This window comes from Actinosynnema sp. NPDC059335, from assembly GCF_042752395.1.
GTDB lineage: Bacteria > Actinomycetota > Actinomycetes > Mycobacteriales > Pseudonocardiaceae > Actinosynnema.
On sequence record NZ_JBHYXZ010000201.1, the window covers coordinates 1 to 13,395 of the forward strand.

3 protein-coding genes are annotated in these 13,395 nt (G+C 74.5%); 1 reads left to right on the plus strand and 2 read right to left on the minus strand.

Annotation, left to right across the window (positions count from 1 at the left end):
* Window positions 1-110: 110 nt before the first annotated feature.
* On the minus strand, window positions 111-575 hold the full coding sequence (locus tag ACFXGA_RS36435) for a hypothetical protein (protein WP_378096425.1): 465 nt from the start codon (window positions 573-575) through the stop codon (window positions 111-113).
* Window positions 576-589: 14 nt separating this feature from the next.
* Window positions 590-1,504, minus strand: a complete 915-nt coding sequence (locus ACFXGA_RS36440) for a hypothetical protein (RefSeq protein WP_378096428.1) — start codon at window positions 1,502-1,504, stop codon at window positions 590-592.
* A 429-nt stretch (window positions 1,505-1,933) separates the two neighbouring features.
* Between ACFXGA_RS36440 and ACFXGA_RS36445 the strand changes: the two genes are divergently transcribed.
* The coding region (locus ACFXGA_RS36445) for an SDR family NAD(P)-dependent oxidoreductase (RefSeq protein WP_378096431.1) at window positions 1,934-13,395 on the plus strand (11,462 nt) is incomplete at its 3' end.

Consider the following 13,395-nt stretch of genomic DNA (forward strand, 5'->3'; position numbering starts at 1 on the left):
CGGCGCGGGGGGGGGGGGGGGGGGCTCGCCCCCACCGCGCCTCAGTGGTGTACCCCGCTGGGGGGGGCCGTTCCCCTCCGCCTGGGGGGGGGGGGGACCGGGCGTGGTCGTCACCGGGCGTGGCCGCGCAGCGCCAGCAGCACCGCACCGGTGGTCAGGCCGAAGCCGACCACGTGGCCGAACAGGCTGACCCACTGGGCCCCGCCGACCACGAACACCATGTCGCCCATCATCGGGTCGGCCGTCACGCTCAACCACAGCGGCATGACGACCAGCGCGCCGACCACCCACAGCGCCGCGCCGTAGACCAGGCTGGCGGCGTAGACCGGCGGCACGAGGCGGAAGTTGCGGGTGAGCAGGCCGAACAGCGCGCCGGCGAGGGCCGAGATGACCATGTGGACGAGGAAGCCGACGAAGGCGTTCTCCACGCCGATCAGCATGCCGACCATGGGCAGCATGTCGACCCCGGCCATCAGCAGGCCGAACACGAGGCCGCCGGCGAGACCGGCCGTCGCCCCGTCGCGGACGGGCGAGTCGGACCTCGTGGACGTCGAGGCGGTGAGTGTCGCGGTCACGTTCAGCTCCTTTGTCAGTTGTAAGGCATGGTCGGGAACCAGCCGACCCCGAAGAGCGACGGGACGCGGACGTCCCAGTACACGAGCAGGAACACGCCGAGCGCGATGAGCAGCGCCGCGCTGACCACCGCCGAACGGCGGCCGTTGGCGCTGAACCACCGCAGGAACCGGCCCCTGGTGCCCAGGGCCAGCGCCGCGAACACGACGGTGACGAGCAGGACGTTGCCGATGGACTGGAGGACGAACGTGCCCGCGCCGAACAGCGGGTTGCCGGACTCCACCGCGGAGCGGAACAGCTTGATGAACATGGGGTAGGGCCGACCGATGAGGAACGCGCCCACGAGCGCGCCGAGCACCACCACGCGCGCGACCGGCCGGTCCCGGAACAGGTCGGGCAGCACGCCGAGGGCCGCCAGCCCCAGGTAGGCCATGGCCAGGCCGACCACGCCGAACACGATCGCCGACTGCACCAGGCGCACCGGCATCGTGCCGACCATCGCGCTGGACAGCTGGGGCAGGTCCGGCCCGATCAGCACGCCGACCGCGCCGTAGGCCGCCGACACCCCGACCATGCCCGCGGTGAAGAACCCCAACGGGCGCAGCAGCGAGCCGAGCGTCCCCGGCCGGGACGCGCCGCCCGCCTGGCTCATCGGCCCGATCGAGGCGGCCATGGCGATGTTGCAGGCCGTGAACGTGCCGGCGAGGCCCGACACGAACGCGAACACCAGCCCGGCGGCGGTGCCCGCGATCGACGCCGTCGCGGCCTCCTCGCCGAGCAGCGCGTTCGCCACGTTCGCGCCGATCACGCGGTCCACGAACTCGTAGGACCACAGCACGGACAGCAGCACGCCGGCGACCACGCTGCCGACGATCAGCCGTCCACGTCCGGTGGTGCGGTCGGTCCCGATGACGGGCCGGGCCTGGGTCATGGGCGTTCCCCCGTTGCGGTCGCGGCGACTCCGGTCGACCCAATGTCCTGGTCGGCGCGCCGGCCGGACAACTTCCATGCTGCTGTCCTGCGCCCCGCGCCGATCCCCGCCGGGAAAGGGCGGTCCGGGGCGATCGCGTCACCGCCAATACCGGCATCGCGGATACCAGCACCGGTGGTGCTCACGCGCGTGTCGGAGTGGCGGCATTGAAGCCGAATCACGTCCCCGGTGCCAGTGGCACGATCGGAAACCCGATGCGTGCTGCGGGAAACAGCATTCGCCGGTAGCCGGACAGCACTTAGCCGAGGTACGTTCGGGATGTTCTTTCCCCGTCAAGTGGAACGGCGCTCGACGGCGCGGCGGTCGTGGGCCGCATTGCTTTCGTCCGGGAACCGACTCGAATTCTCGTGAGCGGAAGAAGGTGACCCCATGGCCGGGGAAATGGTGCGCGGAGACGTCCCGATCGCGATCGTCGGAATGTCCTGCCGGTTGCCGCAGGCCCCCGACCCGGCCGCGTTCTGGCGGCTGCTGCGCGACGGCCGGGACGCGATCACCGCCCCGCCGCCCGGTCGTGAGGGCTCGCTGCCGGCCGGGTTCCTCGACGCGGTGGACGGCTTCGACGCGGCGTTCTTCGGCGTGTCGCCCCGCGAAGCGGCCTCGATGGACCCCCAGCAGCGGCTCGTGCTGGAACTGGCGTGGGAGGCGCTGGAGGACGCGCGGATCGTCCCCGACACCCCCGCCGTCGGCGGCGCCGGCGTGTTCATCGGCGCGACGTGGGACGACTACACGGCCCTCAGCCACCGCGCGCCCGTCACCCCGCACACCATGACCGGCACGAACCGGGGCGTGATCGCCAACCGGGTGTCGCACTTCCTCGGCGCGGGCGGGCCCAGCCTGACCGTGGACGCGGCGCAGTCGTCCGCGCTGGTCGCGGTGCACCTGGCGGTGGCGAGCCTGCGGCGCGGCGAGTCGTCGATCGCCCTGGTGGGCGGGGTGAACCTCAACCTCGGCGCGGGGCGGGAGGCGAGCGCGGTCGAGTTCGGCGGCCTGTCCCCGGACGGGCGCAGCCACACGTTCGACGCGCGGGCCAACGGGTTCGCCCGCGGCGAGGGCGGCGCGGTGCTCGTGCTCAAGCCGCTGGACCGGGCGCTCGCCGACGGCGACCCGGTGCACGCGGTGATCCTCGGCAGCGCGGTGAACAACGACGGCCCCACGCGCAGCCTCACCGTGCCGAGCGCGGAGGCGCAGGCGCGGGTCGTCCGGGACGCGATGAGCCGCGCGGACGTGCGCGCGGACGACGTGCAGTACGTCGAGCTGCACGGCACCGGCACCCCGGTGGGCGACCCGGTCGAGGCGGCCGGCCTCGGCGCGGCGCACGCCGGCCGCGCCACCGAGCTGCTGGTCGGCTCGGCCAAGACCAACGTCGGCCACCTGGAGGGCGCGGCGGGCGTGGTCGGCCTGCTGAAGGCCGTGCTCGCGATCCGCCACCGCGCCCTGCCGCCCAGCCTGAACCACGTCACGCCGAACCCCGCCATCCCGTTCGCCGAGCTGAAGCTGCGGGTCCAGACGGCGCTGACCCCGTGGCCCCGCGCGGACCGGCCGCTGATCGCGGGCGTGTCGGCGTTCGGCATGGGCGGCACGAACGCGCACGTCGTCATCGCCGAACCACCACAGCCCGGACCCGCGCCGGACCCCGCACCGCAACCGCGACCGGCCGAGCCCGGACTGATCGAGCGGGGACCGGGCGAGCCGAGGCCGGCCGGGCAGCGACTCGCCGAACCGGGATTGGCCGAGCAGGAGTCGGCCGAACCGGCATTGGCCGAGCCGGGATCGGCCGAACCGGCTTCGGCAGAGCCGGCATTGGCCGAGCGAGCATCGGCGGAGCCGGGATCGACTGAGCGAGGGTCGGGCGCGCGGGTGCCGGTGCCGTGGGTGCTGTCCGGCAAGACCGAGCAGGCCCTGCGCGCGCAGGCCGGGCGGCTGCGCGACCACCTCGCCGCCCACCCCGACGCGACCGCGGCCGAGGTCGGGCACGCGCTGGCGACCACGCGCACCCACTTCACCCACCGCGCCGTCATCCTCGGCGATCCGCCGACCGACGCGCTCACCGCCCTGGCCGAAGGCCGGCCCGGCCCGCACGTCGTGACCGGCCGGGCCGCCGAACCGGGCCGGACGGCGTTCGTCTTCCCCGGCCAGGGCGCGCAATGGATCGGCATGGGCCGGGAGCTGTACGCGGCCGAACCGGTGTTCCGGGACAGCGTGGACGCCTGCGCCGCCGCCCTCGCACCCCACACCGACTGGTCGCTGGTCGACGTCCTGCGCGGCGGCGCGCTGGACCGGGTCGACGTGGTGCAGCCCGCGCTGTTCGCCGTGATGGTGTCGTTGGCCGCGCTGTGGCGCTCCTTCGGCGTCCAGCCGGACGCGGTCGTCGGCCATTCCCAGGGCGAAATCGCCGCCGCCCACGTGGCGGGTGCTTTGTCGTTGGCCGACGCGGCCCGCGTCGTCGCATTGCGCAGCCGGGCCCTCACCACATTGGCCGGTCAAGGCGGAATGACTTCCGTCACACTTCCGTTTGCCGAAGCCGAGCAATTCCTGACGCGGTGGAATGGCTTGTTGACCGTTGCCGCCGTGAATGCGCCGGACTCCGTCGTGGTGTCCGGCCCACCCGCCGCGCTGGCCGAGCTTTCGGCGGCCTGCGCGGCGGACGGCATCCGGGCGCGCCCCATTCCGGTGGATTATGCCGCCCATTCGGCGCAGGTGTCGGCCATTCGGCGACGGCTGCTCGACGACCTCGCCGACGTGCGCCCGCGGTCGGCGGACGTGCCGTTCTACTCGGCGGTGACCGGCGGCCCGCTCGACACCGCCGGCCTCGACGCCGGGTACTGGTACCGCAACCTCCGCGAGCCCGTCCGCTTCGACCTGGCCGCGGCCGCGCTCGCCGACGACGGCCACGACCTGCTGGTCGAGGTGAGCCCGCACCCCGTGCTCGTGCCCGCGGTGGCACCCCGCACCCTGGTCACCGGCACCCTGCGCCGCGACCACGGCGGCCGGGACGAGTTCCTGGCGGCGGTGGGCCGGGTCTTCGTCGCGGGCGGCCACGTCGACCTCACCACCGCGTTCCCGCCCGGGACCCGCCCGGTCGACCTGCCCACCTACGCGTTCCAACGCCGCCGGCACTGGCTGGGCGACGTCGCGCCCGACCTGCCGTCGGTCGAGCCGTCCGCCGACCCGGCCGACCAGGTCACCGCCGCCATCGCGGCCGTCCTCGGGCACGACGACGTCACCGACATCGACCCGACCCTCACCTTCAAGGACCTGGGCTTCGACTCGGTGATGGGCGTCGCGCTGCGCGACCGCATCAACAGCGCGCTCGGCCTGCGGCTGTCGTCCGGCCTGATCTACGACCACCCGACCCCCGCCCAACTGGTGGCCCACCTGCGCGACGGCACCGCGGACGTCCCGGACGCCGTCACGGCGGTGGACGACGACCCGATCGTCATCGTCGGCATGGGCTGCCGGTTCCCCGGTGGTGTGGCGTCCCCGGACGACCTGTGGCGGCTGGTCACCGCCGAGGGGGACGCGATCGGCGACTTCCCGACCGACCGGGGCTGGGACCTGGCCCGGCTGTACGACCCCGAGCTGCGCAGCGGCGGCACCAGCGCCGTCGGCCGGGGCGGGTTCCTGGCCGACGCCGGCGGCTTCGACGCGGCGTTCTTCGGCATCTCGCCCCGCGAAGCCCTGGCGATGGACCCGCAGCAACGCCTGGTGCTGGAGACGGCGTGGGAGACGTTCGAGCACGCGGGCATCGACCCCACCTCGCTGCACGGCAGCCGCACCGGCGTGTTCACCGGCATCTGGTCGTCCGGGTACGCGGTCGGCACACCGGTGCCCGAGGACGTCGAGGGCTACCTCGTCACCGGCACGGCGACCAGCGTGACCTCGGGCCGCGTCGCCTACCACCTGGGCCTGCGCGGACCCGCGCTGTCGATCGACACGGCGTGCTCGTCGTCCCTGGTCGCCCTGCACGTCGCGGCGCAGGCGCTGCGGGCGGGGGAGTGCGACTTGGCGCTGGCGGGCGGCGTCACGGTCATGGCCACCCCGGTCATCTTCACCGAGTTCTCCCGCCAGCGCGGCCTCGCCCCGGACGGCCGCAGCAAGCCGTTCTCGGCGTCCGCGGACGGCACGAGCTGGAGCGAGGGCGCGGGTCTGGTGCTGCTGGAGCGCCTGTCCGACGCGCGCCGCAACGGCCACCGCGTCCTCGCCGTGGTGCGGGGCAGCGCGGTCAACCAGGACGGCGCGTCGAACGGGTTGACCGCGCCTAATGGTCCGTCGCAGGAGCGGGTGATTCGTCAGGCGTTGGCGAACGCGGGGTTGCGGCCGTCCGATGTGGACGCGGTGGAGGCGCACGGCACGGGTACGACGTTGGGTGATCCGATCGAGGCGCAGGCGTTGTTGGCGACCTATGGTCAGGATCGGGAGACGCCGCTCTGGTTGGGGTCGGTGAAGTCGAACATCGGTCACACGCAGGCGGCGGCGGGTGTCGCCGGTGTGATCAAGACGGTGATGGCGCTGCGGCACGGCCGCCTGCCGCGCACCCTGCACGTCACCGAGCCCACCCCGCACGTGGACTGGACGTCCGGGGACGTCCGGCTGCTCACCGGGCACACCGACTGGCCCGACACCGGCCGGCCACGCCGGGCGGCCGTCTCCGCGTTCGGCATCAGCGGCACCAACGCGCACCTCGTGCTCCAGCAAGCACCCGACGACGCACCGGCCCCGCCCGCCGACGACCGCACGGTGCCATGGGTGGTCACGGCGAAGACCGAGGCCGCCTTGCACGCCCAGGTCGACCGGCTCCGCGCCTACGCCCTCACCCACCCGGACGTGTCGGCCGCCGCGATCGCCGGCGAACTGGCCACCCGCACCCGCTTCCGCCACCGCGCGGTGCTGATCGGCACGGACCGTGCCGAACTGCCCGCCTCGCCGACCACCACCGGCAAGTCGGTGTTCGTGTTCCCGGGGCAGGGTGCGCAGTGGGTCGGTATGGGCCGCGAGCTGTATGCCCACGAGCCGGTGTTCCGCGACGCCATCGATGCCTGTGAGCGTGCTCTTGCGCCGCACGTGGACTGGTCGTTGGTCGAAGTCTTGAGTGGTAAGTCGCTGGATCGCGTGGATGTGGTGCAGCCTGCGTTGTTCGCCATGATGATCGGTTTGGCGGCGTTGTGGCGGTCTTGCGGTGTCGAGCCGGACGCCGTGGTGGGTCACTCGCAGGGTGAGATCGCGGCGGCGCATGTGGCCGGGGCGTTGTCGTTGGAGGACGCCGCGAAGGTCGTCGCCTTGCGGAGCAAGGCCCTGGTTGCGATTTCCGGTGCCGGCGGGATGGTGTCGGTATCGTTGCCGCCGGACGCCGAGTTGTTGTCCCGGTGGGGTGATCGGCTGACGGTGGCGGTCGTCAACTCGCCGTCCACGGTGGTGGTGTCGGGTGAGCCGGCCGCGTTGGACGAGCTGGTCGAGTCGTGCGAGCGGGAGGGGATCAACGCCCGCCGCATCCCGGTGGATTACGCGGCGCACTCGGCGCAGGTGGAGGCGGTGCGGGACCGGCTGCTGGCCGATCTCGCCGACATCACGCCGTTGCCGGCCCGGGTGCCGTTCCACTCGACGGTGACCGATGGGCTGGTCGAGGCGGTGGACGCGGCCTACTGGTATCGCAACCTGCGGGAGCCGGTGCGGTTCGACCGGGCGATCGACGCGTTGCTGACCGCGGGGCACGACGTGTTCGTGGAGGTCAGCCCGCACCCGGTGCTGGTGCCCGCGCTCGACGTCACGCTCGCGACCGGCACGCTGCGCCGCGACCAGGGCGGCACCGCGGAATTCCTCGCGGCGGCCGGACGGCTGTTCGTCGCCGGGGTGGACGTCGACTGGCCGACGCCCGCCGCGACGCACGTCGGCCTGCCCACCTACCCGTTCCAACACGAGACCTTCTGGCTCACGTCCGCCGCACCGGTCGCGGACCCGTGGCGGTACGAGGTCGCGTGGACCCCGGTGACGCCGGCCTCCGCGCCGGCGGGGCGGTGGCTGGTGCTGCGCCCCGACGGCGGGCACCCGTGGGTGGACGCGACCGTGGCGGCGCTGGCGGACAGCGGCGTCGACGTGGTGGACACGCCCGACGGGGTCGACGGCGTGCTGTCGTTCCTGGCCCTGGACGAGTCGCCGCACCCCGACCACCCGGCCGTGCCGACCGGGTTGGCGCGCACCTGGGCGGCTGTGCGCGACCTCGCCGCCCCGCTCTGGTGCGTGACGAGCGGCGCGTTCGGCGACCGGCCGCGCCAGGCGTTGGTCTGGGGGCTGGGCACGTCGGCCGCACTGGAGTTCCCCGACCGCTGGGGCGGCCTGGTCGACGTCCCGGCCACGCCGGACGCGCTGAGCGTGCGCCGGCTGCTCGCCGCGCTCGGCGGCGAGGAGGACCAGGTGTCGATCCGGGTCGGGGGCGTCTTCGCCCGCCGGCTGCGCCACGCCGGGCCGACCCCGCCCGTGCGGACGTGGCGGCCCGAGGGCACCACCCTGATCACCGGCGGCACGGGCGCGCTCGGCGCGCGGGTGGCCCGGTGGCTCGCCGCGCAGGGTGCCGACCACCTGGTGCTGGTCAGCCGGAGCGGCCCGAACGCGCCCGGCGCGGCGGAGCTGCGCGACGAGCTGGCCGCCTCCGGCACGCGGGTCACCGTGGCCGCCTGCGACGTGGCCGACCGCGCCGCCCTGGCGGCCCTGCTGGACGAGGTCGGCGAGGTCCGGTCGGTGTTCCACACGGCCGGCGTGATCAGGTCGGGCCGGTTGGCGGACGACGACCTGGCCGGGTTCGCCGACGTGATCACCGCGAAGGTCGCCGGTGCGACGCACCTCGCCGACCTGCTGCCCGACCTCGACGCCCTGGTGCTGTTCTCCTCGACGGCCGGGGTCTGGGGCGACGGGCACGGCGCGGCCTACGCGGCGGGCAACACCTTCCTCGACGCCCTCGCCGCGCGGCACCGCGCGCAGGGCAGGGCGACCACGTCCGTGGCGTGGGGCATCTGGGCCGAGGGCGGCATGGCCGCGCTGGAGTCGGTGCGGCGGCAGCGGCGGCTGCTCGGCCTGGGCGAGATGCCCTCCGGGCGTGCGCTGGCCGCGCTGCGGGACGTGCTGGACCAGGACGTGCCGCACGCGGTGGTCACGCCCGTCGACTGGGCCGAGTTCGCGCCCGCCTACACCCGCCAACGACCCTCACGGCTCCTCGCCGACCTGCCCGAGGCCCGGGTCCGCGAGGAACGGGCCGAGCCCGCCGTGACGTCCGACCTCGACCTGCTGGACGTGGTCACCACCCACACGGCGGCCGTGCTCGGCCACGCCTCGCCGGCGGCCATCGACACCGGTCAGGCGTTCAAGGACCTCGGCTTCGACTCGCTGACCGCCGTCGAGCTGCGCAACCGGCTCGGCGCGGCTCTGGGTCGGCGACTGCCGAGCACGCTGGTCTTCGACCACCCCACGCCCGAACGGCTGGCCGCCCACCTGCGCGGCGAGCACGCCGCCCCCGCCGTGACCACGGCCGCGGCGGCGGCGGCGGACGAGCCGATCGCGATCGTCGGCATGGGCTGCCGGTTCCCCGGCGGGGTCTCCTCGCCCGACGACCTGTGGCGGCTGGTGGCCGACGGCGTGGACGCGATCGGCGACTTCCCCGACGACCGGGGCTGGGACCTGGACCGGCTGTTCGACCCGACCGGGGCCCGTCCGCGCACGTCGTCCACCCGGCACGGCGGGTTCCTGGCCGACCCCGCCGGCTTCGACGCGGGGTTCTTCGGGATCTCGCCGCGTGAGGCGTTGGCGATGGACCCGCAACAACGGGTCCTGCTGGAGACCGCGTGGGAGACGTTCGAGCACGGCGGGATCGACCCGACGTCGTTGCACGGCAGTCGGACCGGCGTGTTCACCGGCATCTGGTCCACCGGGTACGCCGCCGGGTCGGTGCCCGACGACCTGGAGGGCTACCAGGTCACCGGCACCGCGACCAGCATCGGCTCGGGTCGGCTCGCGTACCTGCTCGGCCTGGTCGGGCCGGCGTTGTCGTTGGACACCGGGTGTTCGTCGTCCCTGGTGGCGCTGCACCTGGCGGCGCAGGCGCTGCGGTCGGGCGAGTGCGACCTGGCGCTGGCCGGCGGCGTCACGGTCAACGCCACGCCGTCGTTGTTCACCGAGATGTCGCGGCAGGGCGCGAGCGCGCCGGACGGCCGCAGCAAGTCGTTCGCGGCCGGGGCCGACGGCGCGGGCTGGGCCGAGGGCGCGGGTCTGCTGCTGCTGGAGCGCCTGTCGGACGCGCGCCGCAACGGCCACCACGTGCTGGCCGTCGTACGCGGAACCGCCGTGAACCAGGACGGCGCGTCGAACGGGTTGACCGCGCCGAACGGTCCGTCGCAGGAGCGGGTGATCCGACAGGCGTTGGCGAACGCCGGTCTGACACCGTCCGATGTGGACGCGGTGGAGGCCCACGGCACGGGTACGACGTTGGGTGATCCGATCGAGGCGCAGGCGTTGTTGGCGACGTACGGGCAGGATCGTTCGGAGCCTTTGTGGTTGGGGTCGGTGAAGTCGAACATCGGCCACACCCAGGCCGCCGCCGGCGCGGCCGGTGTGATCAAGATGGTGATGGCGTTGCGGCACGGCGTGCTGCCGAAGACGCTGCACGTGGACGAGCCCACCCCGCACGTGGACTGGGCCGCCGGGAACGTCCGGCTGCTGACCGACGCCGTGCCGTGGCCGGAAGGCGACCGGCCCCGGCGGGCGGCGGTGTCGGCGTTCGGCATCAGCGGGACGAACGCGCACGCCGTCATCGAGCAGGCCCCCGACGCCAACCCGCCGGTGGACGGACCCGAGCCGCTGTGGCTGCTGTCGGCCAAGACCCCGGAGGCGTTGCGGGACCAGGCACGACGGCTGCGGGACTTCCTCGCCGCGCACCCCGGCGAGGCGGCCGGGATCGGCCGGGCGTTGGCCGGTCGCGCGCGCTTCGACCACCGCGCGGTGGTGCTCGAACCCGAGGCGTTGGGTGCGCTGGCGGAGGGGCGCGAGCACCCCGACCTGGTGACGGGATCGGCTTCCGCACTCGGCAAGTCGGTGTTCGTGTTCCCGGGGCAGGGTGCGCAGTGGGTGGGTATGGGCCGCGAGCTGTACGCCCACGAGCCGGTGTTCCGCGACGCCATCGATGCCTGTGAGCGTGCGTTGGCCCCGCACGTGGACTGGTCGTTGGTCGAGGTCCTGAGTGGTGGGTCGCTGGAGCGCGTGGATGTGGTGCAGCCTGCGTTGTTCGCCATGATGATCGGTTTGGCGGCGTTGTGGCGGTCTTGCGGTGTCGAGCCGGACGCCGTGGTGGGTCATTCCCAGGGTGAGATCGCGGCGGCGCATGTGGCCGGGGCGTTGTCGTTGGAGGACGCAGCGAAGGTGGTGGCGCTGCGGAGCAAGGCCCTCGTCGCGATCTCCGGTGCGGGCGGCATGGTCTCGGTGAACCTCCCGCCGGACGCGGAGTTGTTGTCCCGGTGGGGTGATCGGCTGACGGTGGCGGTCGTCAACTCGCCGTCCACGGTCGTGGTGTCGGGCGAGCCCGGGGCACTGGACGAGTTGGTCGAGCTGTGCGAGCGGGTGGGGATCAACGCCCGCCGCATCCCGGTGGATTACGCGGCGCACTCGGCGCAGGTGGAGGCGGTGCGGGAGCGGTTGTTGGCCGATCTCGCCGACATCACGCCGTTGCCGGCGCGGGTGCCGTTCCACTCGACCGTGACCGGCCACCTGGTCGAGACCGTCGATGCCGCCTACTGGTACCGCAACCTGCGTGAACCCGTCCGGTTCGACCGCGCGGCGGCGGCGTTGACGGCATCCGGGCACGACGTGTTCGTGGAGGTCAGCCCGCACCCGGTGCTGGTGCCCGCGCTCGACGTCGCGCTCGCGACCGGCACGCTGCGCCGCGACCAGGGCGACTTCCGGCGCGCCCCGGCCACCCTCGCCGTGCACGGGTTCCCGCTGCCCGCGCGGTCGTCGGGCCGGCTCGCCCTGCCCACCTACCCGTTCCAGCGGACCCGCTACTGGCTCACGCCGACCGCGGCCGAGCCGGCGTCGGGCCATCCGCTGCTGGACGGGTCCGTGGAGCTGCCGGACGGCCAGGGCGCACTGGTGACCGGACGCCTGTCGACCCGCACGCACCCGTGGTTGGCCGACCACGCCGTGAACGGCACCGTGCTGCTGCCCGGCACGGCGTTCCTGGAACTGGCGGCCGAGGCGGGACGTGCGACGGGGTGCCCGGTCGTCGCCGACCTGGTGCTGCACGTGCCGCTGACCCTCACCGAACGCCCGGCGCACGTCCAGGTGTCCGTGGGCGCGCCGGACGACGCCGGCCGCCGACCCGTCACCGTGCACTCCAAGGTCGAGGGCGACTGGGTCCGCCACGCGTCCGGCACGCTGGACCGCGACCACGCCGCCACCACCCCCGCGTGGCGGCCCGAGGGCGAACCGGTCGACCCGGACGGCTTCTACGACTACCTCGCCGACCTCGGCTACGGGTACGGCCCGGCGTTCCGCGGGGTCGGGGCGTTGTGGCGCGGCGAGGATGAGGCGTTCGCCGAGGTGCGGGTGCCGGACGGCGCGAGGTTCGGCCTGCACCCGGCCCTGCTGGACGCCGCGCTCCAGCCGGTGGTCCTGCTGCACCCGGACGACCGGGTCCGCCTCCCGTTCTCCTTCGCGGGCGTCGCCGTGCACGCCACGGGCGTCTCGACGGCCCGCGTCCACCTGACCCGCAAGGGACAGGACGCCTACGCGGTCACGGTGACCGACGAGTCCGGCGCGCCGGTGGCGACGATCGACACGCTCACCGTCCGGCCCGCCGGCGAACCGGCGACCACCCTCCTGCGCACCGGGTGGACGCCGTTGGCGGAGGCCGCCCCGGTGCCGATCCGCGTCGCGCCCCTGCTCACCGGGACACCGGACGCCGGGTCCGTGCACGCCCTCACACTGCGGGCGCTGGCGCTGGTGCAGGAGTTCCTCGCCTCGGACGACGGGGCGCGGCTGGCCGTGCCGACCCGGACGGGCGACGCGGCGGGAGCGGCGGTGCGCGGCCTGGTCCGCAGCGCCGCCGCCGAGCACCCCGGCCGGCTCGTGTCCGTGGAGCTGGACGGGGACGCCACCGTCGACCAGGCGGCGGGCGCGGCCGCCGTGGCGGGCGACGAGGCCGAGGTAGCGATCCGCGGCGGCGCGGTGCTCGTGCCCCGGCAGGTGCCCTTCGCCGGGCGGCCGTCGTCGCTCGACGGTTCGTGGCGGTTGGTCGAGTCGGGCACGGGCAGCCTGGACGACCTGGCGTTCGCCGACGTGCCGGAGTCGCCGCTGGAGCCGGGGCAGGTGCGGCTCGCGGTGCGTGCGGCGGGCGTGAACTTCCGCGACGTGCTCGTCGCGGTGGGCATGTACCCGGAGCGGGCGTCGCTGGGCGGCGAGGCGGCCGGCACGGTGCTGGAGGTCGGGCCGGGTGTCACCCGGTGGCGGGTGGGCGACCGGGTCGTCGGGCTCGCGTCGGGCACGTTCGGGCCGCGCGCGGTCGCCGACCACCGGCTGCTCGCGCCGATCCCGGACGGCTGGTCGTTCCCGCGGGCCGCGGCCGTGCCCGTGGCGTTCCTGACCGCCTGGCACGGCCTGGTGGACCTGGGTCGCGTCCGGCGGGGCGACCGCGTGCTGATCCACTCCGGCGCGGGCGGGGTCGGCATGGCGGCGATCCAGCTGGCGCGTCACCTGGGCGCGGAGGTGTTCGCCACGGCGAGCCCCGGCAAGTGGGAGGTGCTGCGCGGCTTGGGGCTGGCGGACGACCACCTCGCGTCGTCGCGCACGCTGGAGTC

What these genes read in the sequence shown, in the direction of transcription:
- ACFXGA_RS36440 (WP_378096428.1), bottom strand. Translation starts at nt 1,504, where the DNA reads ATGACCCAGGCCCGGCCCGTCATCGGGACCGACCGCACCACCGGACGT.